Source organism: Staphylococcus schleiferi, assembly GCF_025558325.1.
Taxonomy (GTDB): Bacteria; Bacillota; Bacilli; order Staphylococcales; family Staphylococcaceae; genus Staphylococcus; species Staphylococcus schleiferi.
Genome location: NZ_CP094712.1, coordinates 280922 through 305745 on the forward strand (window position 1 = coordinate 280922; position 24824 = coordinate 305745).

Annotated in this window: 15 protein-coding genes and 1 pseudogene; 11 read left to right on the forward strand and 5 right to left on the reverse strand. The window is 38.1% G+C overall.

Translation table 11 applies throughout. From position 1 onward, the window contains the following. Window positions 1–78: 78 nt before the first annotated feature. Complete coding sequence (locus MUA40_RS01170) at window positions 79–558, forward strand: GNAT family N-acetyltransferase (protein WP_081635195.1); 480 nt, start codon at window positions 79–81, stop codon at window positions 556–558. A 57-nt stretch (window positions 559–615) separates the two neighbouring features. Here the strand turns inward: MUA40_RS01170 and MUA40_RS01175 are convergent, their stop codons facing one another. Beyond that, the gene (locus MUA40_RS01175; protein ID WP_016425967.1) at window positions 616–1110 is read right to left on the reverse strand and encodes an isoprenylcysteine carboxyl methyltransferase family protein; all 495 of its coding nucleotides are present in this window, start codon (window positions 1108–1110) and stop codon (window positions 616–618) included. 308 nt (window positions 1111–1418) lie between these two features. On the opposite strand from MUA40_RS01175, the gene lip reads away from it, so the two are divergent. Then, window positions 1419–3368: a YSIRK-targeted triacylglycerol lipase gene (lip, locus tag MUA40_RS01180; protein ID WP_194513476.1), complete on the forward strand. Its 1950-nt coding sequence runs from the start codon at window positions 1419–1421 to the stop codon at window positions 3366–3368. Window positions 3369–3447: 79 nt separating this feature from the next. On the opposite strand, the gene MUA40_RS01185 is transcribed toward lip, so the two are convergent. Both MUA40_RS01185 and lqo read right to left on the reverse strand, forming a co-directional pair. Then, window positions 3448–3549 carry an SE2200 family small protein gene (locus tag MUA40_RS01185; protein ID WP_016425969.1) on the reverse strand — a complete coding sequence of 34 codons (102 nt, stop codon included), beginning with the start codon at window positions 3547–3549 and terminating at the stop codon, window positions 3448–3450. A 13-nt stretch (window positions 3550–3562) separates the two neighbouring features. After that, complete coding sequence (gene lqo / locus MUA40_RS01190; protein ID WP_016425970.1) at window positions 3563–5056, reverse strand: L-lactate dehydrogenase (quinone); 1494 nt, start codon at window positions 5054–5056, stop codon at window positions 3563–3565. 747 nt (window positions 5057–5803) lie between these two features. On the opposite strand from lqo, the pseudogene MUA40_RS12105 reads away from it, so the two are divergent. Beyond that, window positions 5804–5926, forward strand: a pseudogene (locus MUA40_RS12105) (KxYKxGKxW signal peptide domain-containing protein); the annotation flags it as partial. A gap of 2105 nt (window positions 5927–8031) precedes the next feature. Here MUA40_RS12105 and MUA40_RS01195 read toward each other — a convergent pair. Next, window positions 8032–8418 carry a hypothetical protein gene (locus MUA40_RS01195; RefSeq protein ID WP_242678357.1) on the reverse strand — a complete coding sequence of 129 codons (387 nt, stop codon included), beginning with the start codon at window positions 8416–8418 and terminating at the stop codon, window positions 8032–8034. A gap of 642 nt (window positions 8419–9060) precedes the next feature. Next, window positions 9061–12066: a hypothetical protein gene (locus tag MUA40_RS01200; RefSeq protein WP_262569749.1), complete on the reverse strand. Its 3006-nt coding sequence runs from the start codon at window positions 12064–12066 to the stop codon at window positions 9061–9063. Between MUA40_RS01200 and MUA40_RS01205 the strand changes: the two genes are divergently transcribed. The 8 genes from MUA40_RS01205 (at window position 11969) to gtfB (ending at window position 24750) form a co-directional block, all read left to right on the forward strand. Next, window positions 11969–14191, forward strand: coding sequence for an LPXTG cell wall anchor domain-containing protein (locus MUA40_RS01205; RefSeq protein WP_191876934.1), 2223 nt, complete (start codon window positions 11969–11971; stop codon window positions 14189–14191). The two genes, MUA40_RS01200 and MUA40_RS01205, sit on opposite strands and share 98 nt — an antisense overlap. A gap of 103 nt (window positions 14192–14294) precedes the next feature. Next, a complete protein-coding gene (gene secY2 / locus MUA40_RS01210) occupies window positions 14295–15506 on the forward strand; it encodes an accessory Sec system protein translocase subunit SecY2 (RefSeq protein ID WP_262570061.1) in 1212 nt (403 codons plus the stop codon). A gap of 10 nt (window positions 15507–15516) precedes the next feature. Further along, window positions 15517–17067: an accessory Sec system protein Asp1 gene (gene asp1, locus MUA40_RS01215; RefSeq protein WP_016425978.1), complete on the forward strand. Its 1551-nt coding sequence runs from the start codon at window positions 15517–15519 to the stop codon at window positions 17065–17067. Then, window positions 17057–18604: an accessory Sec system protein Asp2 gene (gene asp2 / locus MUA40_RS01220; RefSeq protein ID WP_262569750.1), complete on the forward strand. Its 1548-nt coding sequence runs from the start codon at window positions 17057–17059 to the stop codon at window positions 18602–18604. Before asp1 ends, asp2 begins: the two co-directional genes overlap by 11 nt. Next, window positions 18588–19499 carry an accessory Sec system protein Asp3 gene (asp3, locus tag MUA40_RS01225; protein WP_126496509.1) on the forward strand — a complete coding sequence of 304 codons (912 nt, stop codon included), beginning with the start codon at window positions 18588–18590 and terminating at the stop codon, window positions 19497–19499. The genes asp2 and asp3 overlap by 17 nt, the downstream gene beginning before the upstream one ends. Next, window positions 19499–21883 (forward strand): accessory Sec system translocase SecA2, encoded by a 2385-nt coding sequence (secA2, locus tag MUA40_RS01230; protein WP_155976638.1) that lies wholly within the window; start codon window positions 19499–19501, stop codon window positions 21881–21883. The genes asp3 and secA2 overlap by 1 nt, the downstream gene beginning before the upstream one ends. 16 nt (window positions 21884–21899) lie before the next feature. After that, window positions 21900–23408, forward strand: coding sequence for an accessory Sec system glycosyltransferase GtfA (gene gtfA / locus MUA40_RS01235; protein ID WP_262569752.1), 1509 nt, complete (start codon window positions 21900–21902; stop codon window positions 23406–23408). Beyond that, the gene (gtfB, locus tag MUA40_RS01240) at window positions 23401–24750 is read left to right on the forward strand and encodes an accessory Sec system glycosylation chaperone GtfB (protein WP_016425984.1); all 1350 of its coding nucleotides are present in this window, start codon (window positions 23401–23403) and stop codon (window positions 24748–24750) included. The genes gtfA and gtfB overlap by 8 nt, the downstream gene beginning before the upstream one ends. Window positions 24751–24824: the final 74 nt, after the last annotated feature.

Sequence of the window (24824 nt, forward strand, 5' to 3'; positions counted from 1 at the left end):
TTAGGGGTGTTTTTTAACATACAACATTCTATAATAAAGACTTATAAGCGATAGTATTTTGTTTGAAATAGGGGGATTATGGTGTATATTATCGAAATGGATCAACTAGAAGAATCACAATTGAAGTCTTTCTTTAACCACTATTGGCATGATGATTGTATGGTAGTGAGTTCAGGTGTGTATCATCTATCAAAACTCCCAGGTCTATTATGTGTTGTTGAAGAAGAGATTTATGGTGCACTCACTTATACGGTTAGAAATTCAGTGATTGAAATAATCTCAATTAATAATGTTAAAGGGATAAAAGGAGTAGGTTCAAAGTTATTGAAGGCATTAGAACTCAAAGCACAAGAATCATCTGTTAAGGAGATTCAGGTTATCACTACTAATGATAACCTGCGTGCACTTGGCTTTTTTCAGAAGTATGGCTATGAGCTTGAAAAAATAATGAAAAATGTTGTAAATGATGCACGACGTATCAAGCCTACGATTCCTTTAGTAGGAGATCATCTAATACCAATTAAGCATGAGATTTTGCTGATTAAAGCAATTAAATAAGGTATAAATAAAAAGCACTTTTAAGTAATGTATTTTTACTTAGAAGTGCTTTGTTGCTTATAAAGACATTAACTTTTCTTCTTGTTGTATACGAACGTATAAGAAGTAGGCATATGGAAGTAACAATAAAGGAGTATATGATGCATGTGTAAGTAGGATGACCCCTATTAATTCTGGAATGATATTTAAAAAATAATTCGGATGTTTGGTAATACGATATAGACCTGATTTGATAATCGGATGTTCTGGTAAAATGTAGAGTTTTAAAGTCCAAATCGGGCCTAAAGTTTTAATAACATGGAATAAAACACCATATGCAATGATTAATATGATTAGCCCTAGTATATTAAAGAAACTCCACGTTTCATGACTGATAACAGTTTCTATCCCAGCTGCAACATAGATCAAGATATGTGTGAGTGCAAGCCATTTTGAGTTTTTTTGACCGTATTCTTTTGCGCCTTGTTGGACTAGTCGTTTCGCATGTTTTATGGAAATCACCAGACTGACTAAGCGAATGATAAAAAAGATAAGTAAAATAATTAAAGTCATGAGGTCCTCCAAAATAATATATTCAATTTTAATTCTATTCTTATAGACATCGTTTTAATAATAAACAGTTAATCCAAAAATTACTATTAACTAATTATTAAATTTATTGCTTTTGATTTTGCAGAATGCTGGCTATGTATTTTATTTAGTTTATTAAAGAAAAGATAATTTTTGATGTTGAAGTGTAAATAAAATTTGATTTTGATAACAGTTAAGCACTGAAGTGTATAAAGTAGGCAAAAATGAAATAATATACGTTACAAATTGATAAATTGATAATAGAGACTAGATTATTAAGGAGGGTTTTTATGTTTAATCATCAGCAAGATCGTACATATGCTTTAAGAACACGAATTGTTAGTATCTCTACCATACTGCTTGCTACAAGTTTATTTGTTTGGGTAGGACATGATGCATATGCAGATGAAGTACATCAAGGTCATTCACTTAATACATCTCAAACGTTGCACACAGAAAGTAAGAATGTGATGAGGGACCATCTTCGCCAAAACAATGAAACAAATGCCTTACAAGTGGAATCCCCAAAAGCCTCTGAAATGCCTCAGAAATCAACGGCTTTCAAAGAAATTGCCACGTCTCATCATAATCATTTAACTCAAGGTAACGAAACAACTAATGATACACAAACAACGATGCAGTCGTCAGAATCAAAAGCACACTCTAATTCGCTAGTAAAAAAGAATCTAAACGCACCGGAAATGAATCATTCTGTGCGTAATACAGAACTAAAGGCACAACATAGCACGTCTAATCCAAGTGATGTTACGCATGCGCCAAAGGTTGCCGCTCATCAAGACAATCAAAAAGACGGTTTAGATCCGGGGTTTTCTGTGATTGATCGTCGTAATTCTAAAACAACTCCTAATCAAGTCGACCCTGAATTTAATAACGTGAATACACATAAACTAAAAGTTAATGATGGAAAAGCGACTGCGCATAAGCCTCATCTAGAAACGGTCGATAATGATAAGAAGTCAACGACGACTCAAAATTTAAACGCAAAAGAAGAAACGCAACCTCGTGAACCACAAGTGGCATCAACAAAAGAAGCATCTAAGAAAAAAGCGGCACAAGCGCCTCAACAAGCACAGTATAAAAATAAAGAGCCCATCATTTTTGTGCATGGGTATGGAGGTTTTGTAGGCGATAATGCGCCTCCTGGAACTCATTATTGGGGTGGTAAAAAATACGACATGATGAATCAACTGCGCGCATCAGGTTATAACGTTTATGAAGCCAGTGTTAGTGCTTTTGGAAGTAACTGGGATCGTGCTGTAGAGCTCTATACTTATATCAAAGGCGGTGTCGTCGATTATGGACAAGCTCATGCAAACAAATATGGACATGCGCGATATGGTAAATCATATCCAGGCATTTTACCCGGCTGGCAACCGGGACAAAAAATTCATCTCATCGGTCATAGTATGGGAGGACAAACGATTCGGATGTTAGAGTCTTTGTTACGAAAAGGAGATCCTGAAGAGATTGCGTATCAAAAGCAACATGGCGGAACGATAAGTCCTCTTTTTCAAGGAAATCACGATCATTTAATTTCATCAATTACGACAATAGCTACACCGCACGATGGGACAGTTGCTTCGGATGATTTAGGTAATAAAGATATTATTAAACGACTCATTTACGACTATGGTTTGTTTGAAGGGCGTAAAAATTCAGCTGTAGATTATGGTCTTAAACAATGGGGCTTAGAACAACGTCAAGGTGAAACATTTGCTGAATATGCGAAACGTGCAAGTAAGAGTCCACTGTTTACTTCTGAAGATACAGCACTTTATGATTTGACGCGTGAAGGTGCTAAAAAAATCAATCAACGGACAGATATTAATCCAGATATTTACTATAAAACCTATACAGGATCTGCGACAAACAAAACACGGTTAGGTATTCAAATATCAGATGTCCATATGAATATTGAACATAAGGTGACAGGAGATTTAATAGGACGAACACGTGATAAAGCATGGAGAGAAAATGATGGCTTAGTTTCTGTGATATCAGGCCAACATCCAGAGAATGAACCTTTTGAAAATGTTGATGATAAAGTAGCACCTAAAAAAGGAATTTGGCAAGTGACACCAACGATGAAAGGCTGGGATCATACAGATTTCACGGGACAAGACACATTAGACTTGCGTCATACGGGTTCAGAATTAGCCCGTTTCTATTTAGGAATTATGAATGATCTCGTGCGTGAAGAGGCACTTGAAACGGCATAAAAAGCGATTAAAAAAAGACGTTCAAAATGAAAATTCATTTGAACGTCTTTTTCAACACTATCAATCTATATAGGTTGAATTAGTATTCAATATTTGGCATTTTATTAACATGCTCTTGATAGCGTTTTAAAGCGACGAATGCTGCAGTGAGTACAGTTGCAACGATAACTAATTTTTTCATATTGGCAACTCCTTTACTCGTAGTAGTTTAATTCTAAGTCTTTTGAAGTTTGTTTACGTGTTTTTCTCATTAAATCAACATCTTCAATTAATGATTTACCGTATGAAGGAATCATTTTTTGTAACTTAGGTTTCCATTCAGCTTCGTATTCAGCGAAGTTTCTTTCTAACACTTCAAGTGCAACAGAAACTGATGTTGAAGCCCCTGGTGATTCACCAAGTAAAGCGATAACAGTGTGGTCTTCTGAGTTAACCACTTCAGTACCGAATTGGATGAAACCTTTACCGTATTCTTTAGTATCTTTAATAACTTGAACACGTTTACCAGCTGTGTATAATTCCCAATCTTGGTCTTTAGCTTCTGGGTAGAAAGTACGTAAGTGGTTCATACAACCTTCTTTAGTCATTAAGATTTGATCGATTGAGTATTTGATTAATGGTAAGTTTTTCGCAGCTGCCGCAAGTAAAGTCGTGATGTTGTATGGTTTAACTGATTTGAATAAATCTAAGTTTGAACCATTTTTCAAGAATTTAGGGCCGATGCTTGCGAAAGGTCCGAATAATAATGCTTTTTGACCGTTAATGTAACGTGTATCTAAGTGAGGTACAGTCATTGGTGGTGTGCCAGGTGGCTCTTTACCATAAACTTTGACGCCGTGTTCTTCGATAACGTCTGGGTTTGTACACATTAAGAATTGACCTGTAATAGGGAAACCACCTAAGTGTTTACTTTCAGGGATACCTGTTTTTTGTAATAAAGGAATCGCACCGCCACCAGCACCAATGAAGATGTAATCAGCAAGTTGAACTTGTTTTTCTCCAGTGTTGCGGTTGATGATTGTAACTTCCCATTTGCCATCTAAACGACGGTTAAAGTCTTTTACTTCGTGATTGTAATGTACATCTGCATTTTCGTGTTTTTCGATACTTCTCGCCATTTTACGTGTTAATTCACCAAAGTTAACGTCAGTACCTTCATCGATTTTACTTGCAGCCATAATATCACTAGAATTGCGACCTTGCATCATTAATGGCATCCATTTTCTCATCACTTCAATATCTTCAGTGTATTCGATATTGTCGAACATTGGAAATGCTTTCATTTTGTTGTAACGATCTTTTAAGAATTGAACGTTATTTTTACCTCTTACAAAGCTAATGTGAGGAAGTGGATTGATGAAATCTCTTGGTGTATCAATGTTTTTACTTTTAACAAGATAGCTCCAGAATTGTTTAGAGATTTCAAATTCTTCGTTAATCTCTTTTGCTTTTTCGATGTCAATTGAACCATCTGGTTGTTTAACAGTGTAGTTCAATTCACAAAGTGCTGCGTGACCTGTACCGGCATTGTGGCGTTCGTTTGAACTTTCCACACCTGGACGATCTAAACGCTCATATAATTTAAGATTCCAATGCGGCTCTAAATCTTTAATCATTGAGGCGAATGTCGTACTAAGTACACCGGCACCGATAATGATGATGTCTTTTGAATCTGATTGTGTTGGCATACATAATCACCTTTCATTGTTTGTATAGTGAGGAATAAACAGAATATCCCTGAGTAAATATGATTGATGTCACAGACCTTAAAATTACTCCACAGTCTATTATAATACATTTTTATACATAACGAAAACGAATAACTCACGTATAAAAAAATAAAGTAATTGGAGGTTTGTCCATCTAATTTTGAAGCGTTACTTCAATAATAATAGTATTAAAGTCATGAATCAATGCTTTTTCTATTCATTTGTAGTAATTTCTAAAAATTATTGTATTAATACGCATGTTTGTCGTGTAGTTAAGGTAGAAACAAATAATAAAACGTCATTTATCTGAAAAATTGATGAAAAATACTTTGAAAATAGTGACTCAATTGAATGAAGAAATAATTTATTAATATTTTTCTACTTATTTGCTAGAGCAACTCAAATAAATATTAGATTTAATTTAATAAACTTTTTATAACGCACCTCTCAATGTTCTAACTTTCAGAAGCACCTCGTTTAACAAACCCTTTAAAAATAAAGAATTCAATAGAGTCACATCTCTATGTTTTTTAAATGCAAATTCCCATAAGAACAAATAAAAAGTAATTTTATATAATTAGGTATTCAAAATCTGAAATAGATTATATTACAAACTAGATTTCATTTAATATTTTATTGCGCAGTTAAATAAAAGGTATTATTATCTTATATAGGCTGCGATGACAAGTTCAAGTTTTATGGAAATTATTTAATGGGAGTTTTGCAATGACAAGAAAATTTAGGGAATTTAGAAAAAGTTTAGGACAAGAAAAAGCAAGAGTGAAACTATACAAATCTGGAAAGGAATGGGTAAAAGCCGGTATTAAAGAGATTCAACTCTTAAAAGCCATGGGTTTACCTTTTTTAAGTAAAGATATTGTAAAAAATGAAGATGGCGAAGTTACAACGCGTTTTGGTGAAAAAATTAAAAAACATGCAATGCAAACAACGGCAATCGCCGGGGGGATGTTTACTGTTAACATGTTGCATGATCAACAAGCATTTGCCGCATCAGATGCTCCGATGACTTCAGAGTTAGCAACAAAGAGTCAAACGATTGGGGATCAAACATCGATTGCAATTGAAAACTCAGTTTCTCATGTAGAGACGAGCACGAGTACTGTTGAAAGCGATAGTGCAGTGACTTCCGAAAGCGAAGCATCCAAACAAGATGCAGAAAGCACTTCTTTATCGGAATCAGACTCAGTATCATTATCAGAATCTGCTTCTACTTCAACGAGTACTTCAGTATCTCATGCATCAAAGCACGAGCAAAAGCAATCGGATGAAAAACAAGTTTCGAATTCTGAGAAGCAATCAGAATCAAATGTGGAAAAATCTACATCAGTTTCTAAAGCATCAGAAACTTCAGAAGCAATCACATCGAAAAGTGAAGGCAAAACTTCTACATCAATTAATCAGAATAGTCAAAATTCAACGCAACCTGCAAGTGTATCTGTAAGTGAGAAGCAGTCATCTTCTCAAGCGTCATCACAGTCATTAGCAAATACAGAAGCACCAGTGTTGAATTCAACAATTTCTCCAATTCATACAGTCGCTACAGAAGTTGGAGAAACAGCATTTAGAGCAGCGCTTGCAGGTCATGCTGAAAGAGAGAGAAGCAGTGGTCATGGTCAAGATCCACGTAATAAAGTACCGGTTTATTATGAGTTACAAGTTGACAGTAATGGTCACAAAGCAATCTTTAAATATACTGTATCTTATGATGATCCAAAAACATCGACTACTGAGACGCATAAAAAATTGGGTTTTCCTAAAACCGTCCTTAAAAATACACCTGAATCTTACACTGGAATGCTAAAGTTAGGAAAAGATTATGGTAAGCCGACTAAGGTTACTCAAGGTATTACTGGAGCAGGTTATCAAAGCGAGTTTGTGACGAAGCATAACATCCACTTAGAAGGTAACGCGAAAAGTGGTTATTATTGGCAAACCGGTGTGATGGATGCGGATCATATCAAAGAGGGGTACGGTTTAACAACAATTATTGAAGTGCCAATCATAAATCCTTTTGGAGATGTAACTTATCAATTAACACCTTATGGCTCTTTTGATAAGGTTGGTGGCAAAAGAGGACAAAACTATTTTTCAGGGGTTGTTAGTAATATTGACCCATATAAAAAATATAATCCGAATGGCGCAAGAGCAATCACAGAAAGCCGTCATGCTTCTACTTCATTGGTTAAAGCAAAATCCGAAAGTGCAGTTAGAAGTCAATCAGCTGCGGAGTCACAACGCGTAAGTGCAGAAAAATCAACATCAATAAGAGATAGCGAAGCGAAGAGTAACTCGATTGTAGAGTCAGAGAGATTAAGCACTTCAAAATCAACATCGATTAAGAATAGCGAAGCGAAGAGTCAATCAGTTGCGGAATCACAACGCGTAAGTACATCAAAATCGACGTCTGTAAAAAATAGTGAAGCGAAAAGTCATTCAGTTGCAGAATCACAACGCTTAAGTGCATCAAAATCAACATCGATTAAGAATAGCGAAGCGAAGAGCCATTCGATTGTAGAGTCCAAACGCTTAAGTACGTCAAAATCAACGTCTGTGAAGAATAGCGAAGCGAAGAGTCATTCAATCGCAGAATCAAAACGCTTAAGTGCATCAAAATCGACGTCTGTGAAAAATAGTGAAGCGAAGAGTCATTCAATTGCGGAATCCAAACGCTTAAGTACATCAAAATCGACATCTGTGAAGAACAGCGAAGCGAAGAGTCACTCAGTTGCGGAATCACAAAGAGTAAGTACGTCAAAATCGACATCTGTGAAAAATAGCGAAGCAAAGAGTCACTCAATAGCAGAATCAGAAAGAGTAAGTGCATCAAAATCGACATCTGTGAAGAATAGCGAAGCGAAGAGTCACTCAATAGCAGAATCAGAAAGAGTAAGTGCATCAAAATCGACATCTGTGAAGAATAGCGAAGCAAAAAGTCAATCGATTGAGAAATCAGAAAGCTTAAGTACAGCAAAATCGACATCAGTTAGTGAGTCTGAATCAACTTCTGCTCGTCTAGCAAGCGAATCAACGAGCACATCAACGTCTAATAGAGTAGTGAGTGTAGCTAAATCAGTAAGTACATCAATATCTGAAAGCGATTCGGATTTAGAATCATTATCTACGAGTGCCTCTACTTCAACAAGTGATTCAGTGTCTACTTCAAAAAGATTAAAGAGCGAATTTGCATCGGTAAGTACATCTATATCGGCAAGTGAATCAGACTCGTTGTCAGTAGCTGAAAGTGAGTCGACTTCAACAAGCGAATCATTATCGACTTCAAGTCGATTAGCGAGCGAGTCGACATCAACATCAACAAGCACATCAGCGTCAGTAAGTGAGTCAGACTCCGCGTCATTAGCTAAAAGTGAATCAGCATCGACATCAACATCGGTGAGTGAATCAAACTCCGCATCGTTAGCTAAGAGCGCATCGGTTTCAACATCAAATAGATTGGCAAGTGAGTCGACATCGACAAGTGCATCAACATCGGTGAGTGAATCAGATTCAACATCCGTAGCTAAGAGCGAATCAGCATCGACAAGTGATTCCGTATCAACATCAAACCGAGTAGCAAGCGAGTCAACATCGACAAGTGCGTCAACATCGGTAAGTGAATCAAACTCGACATCTGTATCTAATAGTACTTCCGTATCTACGAGCGAATCGGTTTCAAATTCAAATCGAGTAGCAAGCGAGTCGACGTCAACAAGTGCATCAGCATCAGTAAGTGAGTCAGACTCTGCATCAGCAGCTAAGAGTGCATCAGTATCGACAAGTGAATCAAATTCTACATCAGTAGCTAATAGTGATTCAGTCTCAACAAGTGAGTCCGTTTCAACATCAAACCGAGTAGCAAGCGAGTCAACATCAACAAGTGCATCAACATCGGTGAGTGAATCAGATTCAACATCAGTAGCTAATAGTGACTCGGCATCGACAAGTGAGTCCGTTTCAACATCAAATCAAGTAGCAAGCGAATCCACATCGACAAGTGCATCAACATCAGTAAGTGAATCAGATTCAATATCAACAGTTAAGAGTGCGTCTGCATCAACAAGTGAATCAGATTCCACATCAGTGGCTAATAGTGGTTCAACGTCAGTAAGTGAATCGAACTCAGCGTCATTAGCTAAGAGTGAGTCAGTATCGACAAGTGAGTCTGTATCAACATCAAATAGAGTAGCGAGCGAGTCGACTTCAACAAGCACATCAACGTCAGTAAGTGAATCAGACTCATCATCAGTAGTTGAGAGTGCATCGGTTTCGACAAGTGAATCTGTATCAAATTCAAATCGAGTAGCAAGCGAATCGACGTCAGTAAGTGATTCAAACTCAGCATCAGTAGCTAATAGCGATTCTGTATCTACGAGCGAATCGGTTTCAAATTCAAACCGAGTAGCAAGCGAATCCACATCGACAAGCACATCAACATCGGTAAGTGGATCAGATTCAACATCAGTGGCTAATAGCGAATCAGCTTCAACGAGCGAATCTGTTTCAAATTCGAACAGAGTAGCAAGTGAATCGACATCGACAAGCACGTCAACGTCGGTAAGTGAATCAGACTCTGCATCAGCAGTTAAAAGTGCATCGGTATCAACAAGCGAGTCCGTTTCAACATCGAACCGAGTAGCAAGCGAATCAACTTCTACTAGTACATCGACAAGTGACTCAACTTCAGTAAGTGAATCGAATTCCGCATCAGCTGCAAAGAGTGATTCAACGTCAGTAAGCGAATCGAACTCAACGTCAGCAGCAAATAGTGAATCGGTTTCGACAAGTGAATCTGTATCAAATTCGAACAGAGTAGCTAGTGAGTCAACTTCAACAAGTGCGTCAACGTCGGTGAGTGAATCAGATTCAACATCAGTAGCTAATAGTGATTCCGCATCTGCAAGTGATTCCGTATCAACATCAAACCGAGTAGCAAGCGAGTCAACATCGACAAGCACATCAACGTCAGTGAGTGAATCAAACTCTACATCAGTAGCTAAGAGCGATTCAGTTTCGACAAGCGAATCAGCTTCTACTTCAAATCGAGTAGCGAGCGAGTCGACTTCAACAAGCTCATCAACGTCAGTAAGTGGATCAGACTCAGCATCAGCAGTTGAGAGTGCATCGGTTTCGACAAGTGAATCGGAATCTAATTCGAACAGAATAGCGAGCGAGTCAACATCGAGAAGTGCGTCAACATCAGTGAGTGAATCAGATTCAACATCAGCAGCTAAGAGTGCATCAGTATCGACAAGTGAATCTGTATCAAATTCAAATCGAGTAGCGAGTGAATCGATATCGACAAGTGCTTCAACGTCAGTAAGCGAATCAAACTCAACGTCATTAGCTAAGAGTGAGTCAGTATCGACAAGTGAGTCCGTTTCAACATCAAACCGAGTAGCAAGCGAGTCAAAATCGACAAGTGCGTCAACATCGGTAAGCGAATCAGCTTCTGCATCGACATCGATAAGTGATTCAACTTCAGTAAGTGAATCGAATTCCGCGTCGTTAGCTAAGAGCGAATCTGTATCAACAAGTGAATCAGATTCCACATCAGCAGCTAAGAGTGCATCAGTATCGACAAGCGAATCTGTGTCTACATCAAACCGAGTGGCGAGTGAATCGACGTCAACAAGTGCGTCAACATCGGTGAGTGATTCAGCTTCAACATCTGTATCTAACAGTGCTTCAACGTCAGTGAGTGCATCAGAATCTGAGTCGGCAAATAAAGCAAGCGAGTCAGTATCAGCAAGCACATCAACATCAGTGAGCACATCAGTATCTGAATCGGCGAACAAAACAAGCGAGTCAGTAGCAGCAAGCGAGTCTGCATCAGCGAGCACGTCAACGTCGGAAAGTGCGTCAACATCTGAATCAGTGAACAAAGCAAGCGAGTCAGCTTCAGCAAGCACATCAACATTAGTAAGTGTGTCAACATCTGAGTCAGCAAGCAAAGCGAGCGAGTCTGCATCAGCGAGCACATCAGCATCTGAATCGGCGAACAAAACAAGTGAGTCAACTTCTACAAGCACGTCAACGTCAGTGAGTGCATCAGAATCTGAGTCGGTAAATAAAGCAAGCGAATCGGTATCAGTGAGCACATCAACGTCAGTAAGTGCTTCGACATCTGAGTCTGCAAATAAAGCGAGCGAATCGGTATCAGCAAGTGAGTCGACATCAGAAAGTGCATCAGCATCTGAATCAGTGAACAAAGCGAGCGAGTCCGCTTCAGTAAGTACGTCAACATCTGAGTCTGTGAACAAAGTAAGCGAGTCAGTATCAGTGAGCACATCAACGTCAGTAAGTGCTTCGACATCTGAGTCGACAAGCAAAGCAAGTGAGTCGACATCATCAAGTACTTCAACTTCAGTGAGTGCATCAACATCTGAGTCGGCAAGCAAAGCAAGCGAATCGGTATCAGCGAGCACATCAACATCGATGAGTGCTTCGACATCTGAGTCGACAAGCAAAGCTAGTGAGTCGACATCATCAAGTACTTCAACGTCAGTGAGTGCATCAGAATCTGAGTCGGCAAGCAAAGCGAGCGAATCAGCATCAACAAGCACGTCAACGTCAGTAAGTACGTCAACATCTGAGTCAGCAAGCAAAGCAAGCGAGTCCGCGTCAGCAAGCACGTCAACGTCAGTAAGTACGTCAACATCTGAATCAGTGAACAAAGCAAGCGAGTCTGCATCAGCGAGCACATCAACATCAGTAAGTGCTTCAACATCTGAGTCGACAAGCAAAGCTAGTGAGTCGACATCATCAAGTACTTCAACGTCAGTGAGTGCATCAGAATCTGAGTCGGCAAGCAAAGCAAGCGAGTCGGCTTCAGCAAGTACGTCAACATCAGTGAGCACATCAACATCTGAATCAGTGAACAAAGCAAGCGAGTCTGAATCAGCGAGCACATCAACATCGGTAAGTACGTCAGCATCTGAATCTGCGACACATGTGATGACTTCAACAGGCAAACCATTAACAACAGATTTACCAATCGGTGTAATTAGTGAATCAATGAGTACGTCAACGTCTTATAAACTTCCTACTAATGTATCTGAGTTAATCAGTGAGTCTGTAAGTGCATCAACAAGCAAATCTACTGTTGATTCTATGTCAAATGCGTCTAGCGTGAGCCTTAAAGATCAACAATCATTGTCAGCTTCACGTTTGGCTAGTGCGTCGATGAGTGCTATGAGCAGTAGTTCAGCAAGTACATCTGCTTCTGATTCACAATCAACAGCGATGTCTACAAATCTTGAACTTAAGTCCACTGAACAGTTGAGTGAATCGGCAAGTGCATCAGAGCGTAGTTCGTTAAGTCGTGCTATGAGTGAGTCTGAATCAATGAGCATGTCAGCAGATCAATCTAATGAAACTGTTGCAACAATGAGTCAGTCTGCAAGTGCAGATAAGAGCACGTCAATCAGCACTTCAACTAGCAATTTGGCATCAATGGCTGCTTCTGAGTATGAAGCAAATTCTGTTTCAACATTAACAAGTGCATCGATGAATGCTTCTCTAAGTGATTCATTGTCTGCACAAATGTCAGAAAAACAATCATTGGCAGAATCTCAATCAGAAAGTGCGTCAGCAAGTACATCAGAATCGAATTCAAAAGTAGATGCTGATAAAGCAAGTGTATCAACAAGCGTTTCTGAATTTGGTTCACAAATCCAATCATTATCAGTGAGTGCGTCAACAAGCGTGTCATTGATGTTTAATGACATCAGAAGTCTTTCAGCTAGCGCATCGATGAGCACATCGTTATCAACAAGCGCAATTGAAAGCCACAAAAATCACACGCCAAGTGAGATTGCTTCAGCTGAGTCAGCATCATTATCAGCAAGTACATCGACAAGTGATTCAACAGTCGCTTCTACATCAGTAAGTACATCAGCGAGTCAATCAGGTGTAGTGAGGGCTTCTGAACAAGCATCCATGAGCCAACGTGTATCTGAAAGTACTTCGATGAAAAATACGGCATCTCAATCACAAATTGCGTCGAAATCAGAACAAGCATCATTGTCTAAGTCAGCACATCAGTCTGTACAACATTCGACAAGTGAGTCAGCATCACTTTCAAAATCAGCAAGCCTTTCAGAATATGAAAAAGCTTCACAAAAAGCTGCAGAAAGTGCATCAACTTCTACTTCAATCGTAGAAAAAGCATCAACAAGCGCATCGATAAGTACAGCTTCAAGTGCATCGATTTCAGCATCGAACTCTGACAAAGCATCGTTAAGTCATTCAGTAGAAGAAGCGCGTTTGAATAGTCAATCTATGAGTGCATCATTGAGTGAAATGGCAAGTGCGGAAGCTTCAACATCAACAGAAGCATCACTGTCAGCAAGTGTAACGCAAGCTGTATCTGAAGCAGTGAGCGCGTCAACAAGTGCTTCGTTGAGTACTTCAACAAGTACATCTGTATCAGAAGCGATGTCTGTAAGTGCAGATGAAAGTGCGTCATTATCAGCGTCTCATCATATGAGTGATTCAGTAAGTATGTCTACAAGTGCATCAGATAGCTTGTCAACATACGAAAGTGTATCAATGAGCCTTTCTGTTAAAGAATCGCAATCGATGAGTACGTCATTGTCAGCAAGTGGATCAACAAGTATGTCAATGAGCACATCAACGTCAGAAAGCGGATCAACAAGTACGTCAATGAGTACATCATTGTCAGCAAGCGGATTAGCAAGTACGTCAATGAGTACGTCATTGTCAGCAAGCGGATTAGCAAGTACGTCAATGAGTACGTCATTGTCAGCAAGTGGATCAACAAGTACGTCAGTGAGCACATCATTGTCAGCAAGCGGATCAGCAAGTACGTCAATGTCTCAAACTTCATCTGATAGCGAATCATCTGCTATGAATGCAATGACAGATGCGACGCCTTCGATGGATGCTCAAAGAATGCAATCATCAGACACGCAAATGCAACAAGCAAAAGAATCTGAACAAACATTACCAGATACGGGTCAAACAACATCACAAAGTGGCTTGTTTGCAGCGGTTGCAGCAATGTTTGCAGGTCTTGGATTGTTAAGAAAATCTAAAAAAGATAAAAAGGATGATCAACAATCATCTGAACAATAAAATTAAGTTCAAACATGGTAGAAGGGGCTAGAACAATAAAGTCAAAGGGATAGCCCCTTTGACCCCATGTTTTATATAAAAGAGGGTTAATGTGAGAGGTAATATGATTAAGCGTATTTTTAAACAATACGAGTACAAAATTCTACACAAAAGAATACTGTTCACAATTCTTATTTTATTGATATACATATTAGGAAGCCATGTTCCAATCATCAGTGCACATGCAATGAAACATCATGGCAATGGGTTTTATAGGCTAGCTGTTTCTAATATGGGTGGAGATATTTCAAGATTGAATGTTTTTTCACTTGTACTCGGTCCATGGTTGACAGCAATGCTTATTATTAGCTTATGGTCTTACAAAAACATTGAGAAATCGATGAGACAAACACGAGCGGAAAAGCATTTTAAAGAAAAGTTTCTGACTTTAATTTTGAGTATTGTGCAAGGCTGCTTTGTTTTAAATCAATTCGTTTATCATAGTCATTTAAAACAATCCAATGCATTGCTTTTATTATTAATTTTAATTGCGGGCTCAATGATGCTCGTTTGGCTTGCCGATCAAAATGTAAGAAATGGCGTTGCCGGGCCAATGCCAATCGTTATGTTAAGTATTGTGAGATCTATATTTAATCAGCATGGACCTAAATTAAATATAGAAACATACGAAATCATCATTGTCACTGTATTGATTGTGGCAGCGCTATTTACTTTATTACTGATTGAATTAATAGAATACCGAACAAAATATCAAGATATTTTAGATATTTCAAAAGAAAATACGGTGAATTATTTAGCATGGAAACTCAATCCAGGTGGAAGTCTATCCATCATGATTGGTTTATCTGTCTTTCTACTATTAAATAGTACGTTAAATCTAGCACTGAGTTTAACGATAGGACGGACTGCCCATATTAAAATTTTTTCTTTCGATAATTATATCGGCATCAGTACGTATTTATTAATACAAATCGTATTAGGGTATTTTCTGTCACGGTTAATGATTAATACGAAGCAAAATTCAAAAAATTTCTTGAAAAGTGGAAATTATTTTATAGGTGTGCGGCCTGGAAAAGAGACATCCGCTTATCTCAATCGCATGGCTACAAGAATATGTTGGTTTGGAACGTTTATTGTCGGGATTATCATTGGCATACCGCTGTATTGCTCATTATTTATCCCGCATTTGTCTCAACAAATATATTTAGCCGTACAATTGATTATTTTAGTTTATATTGCGATTAATATTGCAGATACGTTTAGAACCTATCTCTATTTCGATAAGTATCAACATGTTTTAAAACAATATTGGTGAGGAGACAATTATGAAATGTTTTATCCCGGCGTGGTATAGCGATGAGAATTGGTGGCAAAGCCATGCCAAACCCATCTTTTTTAAAAAAACTAAAACAGAATTTGATGATTTGATCAGTCTGATGGGCATGCATCTTAAAAATGAGCAGCCATTTGAACTTGTGCTATTAAATTATAGTCCTGATTTACGTACATTTTTACATCGACATGACTTGTTTGATGCACATTATTGGTCATTATTTGATGAGATTCAAGGCTTTAAACATCAAACGCCACAATCTGTGGACTATCGACGACTCAATTGGCCTGAAGAAACAGAGTTTATATATATGCCATTTTATATTCGTGCAATCACTGCGGAGTCTCAGTATTCAAATATCTATTTTAGTCAAGAGGGCTATCTCATTTGGATAGAGACATTTGAAAACGATGTGAAATGCCGACGTTATATTTTTGATGATCGCGGTTTTCTATCTAGTGTGATGGTTTATGACGATAAAGGACAGATAGATTATCAACTTTATATGACATTTGATGGTGACTGGGTGATGAAAGAAGATGGCGCTACTGGAAAAGTTGAAATTCATCACAAATATCAACATCTTTTTAATCAAATCACTTATGCACATATGACAGACATTATTCATGAATGGTTCCAACGATATATAGATCGTACGGACACACCTATTGAATCGGTGATTGTTGCATCGGATATACGCCACAATCATTTGGTTGCGGCGCACATTCCATGTGAACAGCTCTGTTTTTCCATATTTCAAGGCAGAAAAAGTGCAGAACCTGAAAATGAGTTTGCTTCAATTAAAAAAGGACGTTACTGGCTTGTAGATACGGTTGATAATGAGGAACGTCTTTCGCATTATCAAAAGCAATTTCAATGTGACAATCAAATTATGCGTATTACGCCTTTTGATGTTCAAGTTCATGCGAATATCAGTAGTCAGCTTCACGAAATGAAGATAGGTGTATGGATAGACGGAATCGACCCATTACTATTCGAACGCACAATGGCGCAATTGAAAGTGGAAATGCAACAGCATCCACAAGTTCGTGTGGAATTGTTGAGTAAAGCATATGATGTGATACCGTCATGGATTAATGAAACGGTGCAGCAAATCAATCAGGAATTGAGTGAAAATAACACAACACCTGAAATGATTCGCGATATCGTAGGTGATGAAGCAATCAAATATGTTGTGTTGAAAAAAGTGCCTTTTGAAAATCAACTTGTTGAAGCAATTGCGACGATGCGACTCATTATTGATCTAAGTGACGAGCCAGATTTGTTTTTACAAATATGTTCAATTGGGGCAGGTTTACCACAGATTAATCGTAATCCTACAGACTATGTCCAACATGGCGTGAATGGTTATCTTCTTCATCATATTGATGATTTGGCGATTGCGACAGATTACTTCTTAAATCATTTAAAAAATTGGAACCGCGCTTTTGCTTATTCGATGAAGTTAGCCAAACATTATGCATCTCATCAAATCGTCAAACAATTAGCGCATTGGATAGTGGGTGATGAAAATGGCGCGTAAATATAAAGTCTTGCAAATAGGCGGTAATGATTTGTCATCGCACTTTTTAACGAAAGAGGAGGTTGTTTTTCAATTCTTAACAACCCGTGCGTTAGAAGATAAAGCGACATACAATGAATATTTGAATGATAAAACATATGACCTTATTTTTGTACAAACTGCTTATTCGCAACCTTTAATGAAGGCTTTACAAAATGTCACTACACCGTACAACACTTATATTGATCAACAATTTTGGGGCTCAAAATTTAAATCAGAGCCATTGGTTCGTGAGCGGATGATTCGTCCATTTCACTATAAGACTTCTGAAGAATGTATTCATAAGTTGTTAGCCTTATCGTTCTCAGGACAGTATGGGGATAAGATTGCGCCTCATACTTGTATCGTCAATTCAAGATTTAAAGGGGACGCTTACTATGACGGAAGCCATGCGATTGTGCTCACTGGAGATTTTGGAAAAGACTTTAAGCCCATTTTATCGTGGCAAAATTATTTAGTTTATGATCGTGAGAAAGTGATTCAAATATGGCCTGAGTATACTGTCACGGGCCGTGTTGAAGTTTCATTTACACTTCGATTATTGGATTTTGGGACAGCTGGAAAATTTAGTCGAGAATTTGTCTTAAAAGGTGAAGAACTGAAACATCCTTTAGAAATACCGGTGGCAGATGAGGACGCATATATTCTTATTACTGCAAAAGCGAAAGGAAGCGGAACTTTACGGGTAGGTGCGATACACAAAAGATGGTCTCGAATGGAGATGGGGCAATGTATTTTAGGTGGAGAACGTTATGTCGATGAAAATCGAGAAGAGTTTTTTCATTATTTTGATCCCGGCGATTTGAAGCCACCCCTCAATGTCTATTTCAGTGGTTATCGAACTGCCGAAGGGTTTGAAGGATTTTATATGATGCGTAAGTTTAAAACGCCATTCCTACTTATCGCTGATCCGAGAGTAGAAGGAGGCGCATTTTATTTAGGCTCAAAGTCTTTTGAATCCAACATTATTAAAGTGATTCAAGATAAGTTGAAATTTCTTGGTTTTAAAGATGATGATTTAATCTTATCCGGGCTTTCGATGGGATCATTTGGCGCTTTATATTATGGCGCACAGTTAAAACCAGCAGCAATCGTTGTTGGAAAGCCACTGGTGAATATTGGGACTATCGCTGAATGTATGCGTTTAAAACGACCTGAAGAATTTGGAACCGCGATTGACGTGTTGATGAAGAATGAAAAAGCAATGGATGCGGATGCAATTCAAAGACTCAACCGGAGATTTTGGAATGTTTTAGAGCAGTCGAATATTAAAGAGACCACTGTTGCTGTGTCATATATGGAAGATGATGATTATGATATCGAAGCATTTAATATGCTGTTGCCGCTTTTATCACGCCAGCATGTCCGTGTGATGAGTCGCAGTATACCGGGGCGACATAATGATGATTCGGCAACGATTACAAACTGGTTTGATAATTTTTACAATATGATTCTTGAGAGTCGATTTGGGAGAGTGACACATGAAAGAAAAGAATAGTTTTAATATTCGATGGACACAAATCACGTCCGCTACATTTATGTATGGGACACAATTTCGATTTCATGCGTCAGAGACAGCCTTTCAAAATGAATTAATGCCGTCTGGGATTGTCATACACCAATGGAAAATGATGACAAATTTTCAGAAAGATAAAACGATACCCACGTTGCCAATTTTAAAGAAAGATCAGACTTATCATTTTAAATTTGATTATGATGTGGAACCTTCACATGGCATCTATTTTAAAATTATTTTTAAACATCGTGATAACACGGTCTGTGATGTTCAAATTATTCGTGGGCATGAAGCGGAAGTACGCATGCCACAACAGGCGTTTAATTATGAACTTCAAATGATAAATGCCGCTTCAAAAGTTGTGAAATTTCGTCAAATCTGTATTAAAGAAGGAGAAGATGCACAACTGGATGTGCAACTATACATCAGTGATATCCAAAATAAAGTGCCACGTCTCCCTATAGTGAATATCGTATTTGTCGAAAAAGATGGAATCAGCAACAGTGCGCTTCGCCAGTTCCCGAACTGCATCACAGTGCACAATTGGGACGTAGCATCTTTAGCGCAAGTGATATCAAATTTGACGGCACGGATTAACGTGTTAGGAAAGCAATGTTCACTTCATTTCATAGGTTATCATTCACGTTCCAATGCAATGGCGTGTGTCATGACAGCGCATATGAAAGGCACAGCATTTGTGACCCAATGGCCAAATCATGATGAAGTCGAAATGAATACTGATACCGCGCATGTTGTCGTTTATCAAACGGAAACCCATTTGGATACAGAAGCGTTTCGGTTAGTCGAACCCCTATTGAATCCAAGTCGACATCTTGCCATGTTACAAACTGACAAGGTGTGTGGAGGTGAGCAATGATGACAAATCGCATTCATGAAACAATTAACCAAGTTCGTTTAAAAAAGCTTAAAAAAATATTGAACCGGATTAATCGCTATCAAGAAGCGTATCGTGCTTTACCTGATGAGGCGCTTCAACAAAAAACAACGGAATTTAAAAAGAAATTAGAGCAAGGGTTGACATTGGATGACCTCTTGCCAGAAGCCTATGCCGTTGTGAGAGAAGCAAGCTGGCGTGTGTTAGGGATGTTTCCTAAAGATGTCCAAGTTTTGGGTGCGATTGTTTTGCATGAAGGTAATATCGCTGAGATGCAAACAGGAGAAGGTAAGACGCTTACAGCAACGTTACCTTTGTACTTGAATGCATTGTCTGGAAAAGGGGCTTACCTTATTACGACCAATGATTATTTGGCGAAGCGAGATTTTTTAGAGATGCAACCATTATTTGAATGGTTAGGAATCACTATCGCTTTAGGCTTTGTTGAAGATCCAGAGCATCAATATGAAAAGGGCGAGAAGCAAGCGATTTATAATCATGACATTATCTATACGACAGGTGGACGGCTTGGCTTTGATTATTTAATTGATAATTTAGCAGATAGTAAAGAAGGTAAATTCCTACCCAAACTGAATTACGGCATTATCGATGAAGTGGACTCTATTATTTTAGATTCTGCACAAACCCCACTCGTCATTTCAGGTGCGCCTCGTCTTCAATCCAACTTGTTTAAGGTGGTCAAAACGTTTGTAGAAACGCTAGTGGAAAAGCAACATTTCGAAATGAAGAAAACAAAAAAAGAAATTTGGCTAACAGATCAAGGTATTGACGCAGCAAATGCATACTTTGGTGTTGAAAATATTTTTGAGGCCCCTTATTTCGATTTAGTGCGCAATATTAATTTAGCTTTAAGAGCGCGACATTTGTTTGAGAATAACTTTGACTACTTTGTTTTTCAAGGTGAAATCGTATTAATAGATCGCATTACTGGACGCATGATGCCAGGTACGAAACTTCAATCTGGCTTACATCAATCGTTAGAGGCGAAAGAAAATGTTGAAATTACGATGGATAGAAGTGTGATGGCGACCATTACTTTTCAAAATTTGTTTAAACAATTTAATGTTTTTTCCGGGATGTCGGCAACAAGCAAATTAGGTGAAAAAGAATTTTTGGATTTATATACGAAAGTGGTCGTCCAAATTCCAACTGACAAGCCGATTCAAAGACAAGACTTTCCAGACCGTGTTTTTAGAAATGCTGAAGATAAAAATATCGCCATTATTGAACGGGTTCAAGCGCTTTATCAGGAACAACGTCCTGTCCTTGTGATTACACGTACTGCAGAAATGGCAGAATATTTTTCAAGTGCATTTTTTGACCTTGACATACCGAATAATTTGTTGATTGCACAAAATGTTGCGAAAGAAGCACAAATGATTGCAGAAGCAGGGCAGTTAAAAGCAGTTACCGTAGCAACCAGTATGGCTGGTCGTGGGACGGACATTAAATTGGCAGATGGTGTGAAAGCATTAGGGGGCTTAGCGGTCATAATAAGTGAGCATATGGAAAATAGTCGTGTGGATCGTCAGTTAAGAGGCCGCTCGGGTAGACAAGGGGATCCTGGGACGTCTCAAATTTACATTTCCATTGATGATTATTTGGTTAAACGATGGGGAGATACAAAGGCTTTAAACATGGACAAATTGATGGAAATGGATGCCGATACGCTTCAAAATAGCCTTGTTTTTCAACGACGTATTAAAAAAATTGTGCAACGTGCCCAAAGGGTGTCAGAAGAACAAGGGACACAAACACGAGAAACGTCCAATGAATTTGAAAAAAGTATTAGTGCGCAACGTGAATTGATTTATGAAGAACGGAATCACATTCTGAACATGACCAAAATAGAGCATCAGCAACTTGAAAGTATCGCGCATGAAGTGTTTACCACACTTGTTAAAAAAGCGACCGTGTCTGAAGGCATGCTCATTGATTATATTTATAAAAATTTAAGCTTTCAGTTTACAAGTGAAATATCAGCATTGAATTTAAATAACTCGGATGAGGTTATTCAATATTTAATGCAGTTATTTGAAGAACAATTGCAATATCAACAAGCGAAATTAAATACGTATTTTTACACACAATTTGTACAAAAGGCGATTTTAAAAGCAGTGGACAGTAATTGGATTAAACAGGTGGATCATTTACAAAAATTAAAATCAAGTGTGAATGCACGCCAAAACGGGAAACGTAATCCTATTTTTGAGTATCATCGTGTCGCGCTCGAATCATTTGAGCTGATGAGAGAAGCCATCAAAAAAGATATCGTGAAATACCTTTGTCAAAGTATTACAGGTTTTGATGAGAAGGACAGATTAATCGTGCATTTTCCGAATTAGAAGAGGTGATTTCAAATTGACAATTTATAATATTAATTTTGGTATTGGGTGGGCGAGTAGCGGTGTCGAGTATGCACAAATGTATCGTGCTAAATTGCTACGAGAACTAAAAATGCCATTAAAATTTGTGTTTTTAGAATTTATGAGTTCTGAAAATATACAAACCCTTACAGAAAATATAGGCTTCAAAGATGAAGAGGTCATTTGGCTATATCAGTATTTTACAGATATTAAGATTGCACCGACTTCTTATACATTAGATGATATTAAAGCAAGCTTACATGCCGATGTGGTGAAAGAAGAACAACAAGGCAAGGTCAGATGGCTAACATTGGGGCAAGGGGATAGCTATGTCACTTGTTATTTAAAAAATGAACATGAGGATATTGTTGATTTTGCTGAATTTGTTATTAATGGCAAGCTTGTACGTAAAGATTACTACAGCTATGTGCGAACTTTTTCAGAATATTATGCGCCTTATGACAATAAAGCGAAACTTTTTATGCGCCAATTTTACAATGAAGATGGTTCAGTAGCTTATACAGAATATATTGATGGTGGCACGCATATTTATGCGATGAAAGACGCCAAACTTTATACTAAAGAAGCGTTTGTGGCCTATTTCTTCCAAAAATTAAATTTAACAGCTGACGATATTGTGATTTTTGATCGTGCGACTGAAGTAGGTCAAGCTATGATGCAAAATAGTGGCGACAGCAAGTTAGGGGTGGTTGTACACGCGGAACATTTCAGTGAAAATGCGACGGACGAACATCACATTTTGTGGAATAACTATTATGAATATCAATTTACAAACCATAAAGAGGTTGATTTTTATATTACTGCAACAGAACGTCAAAAAGAAATTTTAGCTCAGCAATTTAAGAAATATTTAAATGCAACGCCTAAAATTTTTACAATTCCAGTAGGATGTTTAGATCAACTGCGCAAGCCAAACAAAAAACGTAAACCTTATTCAATGATTACGGCGTCAAGATTGGCGAGTGAGAAACATATAGATTGGCTCGTACGAGCAGCGGTGATTGCTAAAAAAGAAGTGCCAAAGCTCACATTCGATATTTATGGTGAAGGTGGCGAAAGAGCGCAGCTTCAAGATTTAATTCAAAGTCATCAGGCAGAAGACTTTATTCAATTGCTAGGTCATGTCAAATTAGACGATGTTTATACAGATTACAAGCTCTTTGCGGCAGCTTCTACGAGTGAGGGATTTGGTTTAACGTTGATGGAAGCGGTTAGTTCTGGGTTAGGCATGATTGGTTTTGATGTGAATTATGGCAATCCAACGTTTATTCGAGATGGAAAAAATGGATATCTCATTCCAATTGATGTCAAAGAAGAGGGCAATGAGGCGATTATTCAGCGTCTTGCGGATGCGATGGTGCAATACTTTAATCATGGACCTAAAAAGCCACACGATACCTCTTATCGAATTGCACGTCCTTACTTATTAGAAAATATTCAACAAAATTGGAAAGACTTAGTAGAAGAGGTGCAACATGGTTAATTTGTTCGAACATTTTGATAGTGAAACAAAAGCATTATATGATTCTTTAAGTTTAGCTGGTGAACAAGCGCCAACGATTGTGCTAGAAGATGATGGTTTTTTGCCTGAAGGAATGATAACACCGTACCAATTTTTCGCGAGCTATCGTGCACCTAAAAATGGACGTCCGCTTTATTTCAATGCAGTTCCTGTCCCTAGATTTTGGGAAATAGAAGGGAATAATGAAGAAGCTTGGGTTAAAGATATGAGTCAAAAACGCGCAATGATTCGGTATAGACCGGGTGAAAAACGCCGTCATGTGAGTCATGTTGAGTGGTTGAATCAACAAGGAAAGTTGCAGTATGTGGATCATTATACGCAACATGGCGTGCTTTTTGCACAAACGGTTTATGATTTAAATAGAAACATGATTTTTAGACGCTATTTTGATCAAGACGGTAAAGATGTCATCTACTACAATTTCTTAGCGCAATCAGTCGTATTAAATTGGAAAGGTGAGCAGTACCACTTTGAAAGTCATATCGCATTTTTAACCTTTTTCTTAGAAGCGTTGGAGATTGACTTAAGCCACTTTGTGGTGAACTCATTAGGAACGCCTTTCTCAGTGCTGTATTATCTGAATCATACAGGGCAAGATGTCCTCTATTGGCAAGAATATTGTAAAGGGAATGTCCCAGGCAATATGGAATTAATTTTTAATAACGATACAGGCCAAAGAGATTTCCAAATTGTAGTGACACATAAAGAAGAATATGAAGCAATTGCTGAAGCGGTTAGTGAAGATGCACGTGAAGTTATTCATGACGGCGGTTATCTGTATCAATATGAAAAGACGAGCACATATCAACTCCAAATCCTCACAATGACAAACACCGATCAAATTCATCATATCGCTTCAATCATAGAGTCCTGTCCATTTGCGACATTCCATATTGGCGCTGTCACTGAGATGTCGTCGGTACTCACTCAACTTGAGCGTTATAAAAATGTTCGATTATATCAAGCGATTGAATTAAGTACAGTCGAAAAGTTGTATCAAAAGTGCGACATTTATTTGGATATTAATGAAGGTGGCGAAATTATCGATGCCGTTCGCAAAGCTTTCAATTACGATATGCTGATTTTAGGCTATGCAGCTATTGCACATAATCGCACGTATACGGCACCTCAAAATTTATTCTCAAAAGAGGATGAAGCAGCGGCATTAAAACAAGCATTACGCGATGTACATTTGAAAAAGCGTTACTTTAAAGTCCGCCAAAATTATCAAAAAGCACATGCTAATGAAATCACCGTTAAACAATTTAAAACGATTCATCAATTGGCATACGGGCAAAAGTAATCGCTTAAGCGTATGCAATAAACAAACGGAGTCAGACTTTATGCGATTGATCCGCATCGCTTGTCTTGACTCCG

Excerpts from the sequence above, each read along its gene's own strand:
- MUA40_RS01185 (WP_016425969.1), bottom strand. The coding sequence starts at position 3,549 with ATGAAAAAATTAGTTATCGTTGCAACTGTACTCACTGCAGCATTCGTC.
- asp1 (WP_016425978.1), top strand. The coding sequence starts at position 15,517 with ATGAAATGTTTTATCCCGGCGTGGTATAGCGATGAGAATTGGTGGCAA.
- asp2 (WP_262569750.1), top strand. The coding sequence starts at position 17,057 with ATGGCGCGTAAATATAAAGTCTTGCAAATAGGCGGTAATGATTTGTCA.
- gtfB (WP_016425984.1), top strand. The coding sequence starts at position 23,401 with ATGGTTAATTTGTTCGAACATTTTGATAGTGAAACAAAAGCATTATAT.
- lqo (WP_016425970.1), bottom strand. The coding sequence starts at position 5,056 with ATGCCAACACAATCAGATTCAAAAGACATCATCATTATCGGTGCCGGT.
- MUA40_RS01175 (WP_016425967.1), bottom strand. The coding sequence starts at position 1,110 with ATGACTTTAATTATTTTACTTATCTTTTTTATCATTCGCTTAGTCAGT.
- MUA40_RS01170 (WP_081635195.1), top strand. The coding sequence starts at position 79 with ATGGTGTATATTATCGAAATGGATCAACTAGAAGAATCACAATTGAAG.
- asp3 (WP_126496509.1), top strand. The coding sequence starts at position 18,588 with ATGAAAGAAAAGAATAGTTTTAATATTCGATGGACACAAATCACGTCC.
- secY2 (WP_262570061.1), top strand. The coding sequence starts at position 14,295 with ATGATTAAGCGTATTTTTAAACAATACGAGTACAAAATTCTACACAAA.
- lip (WP_194513476.1), top strand. The coding sequence starts at position 1,419 with ATGTTTAATCATCAGCAAGATCGTACATATGCTTTAAGAACACGAATT.
- secA2 (WP_155976638.1), top strand. The coding sequence starts at position 19,499 with ATGACAAATCGCATTCATGAAACAATTAACCAAGTTCGTTTAAAAAAG.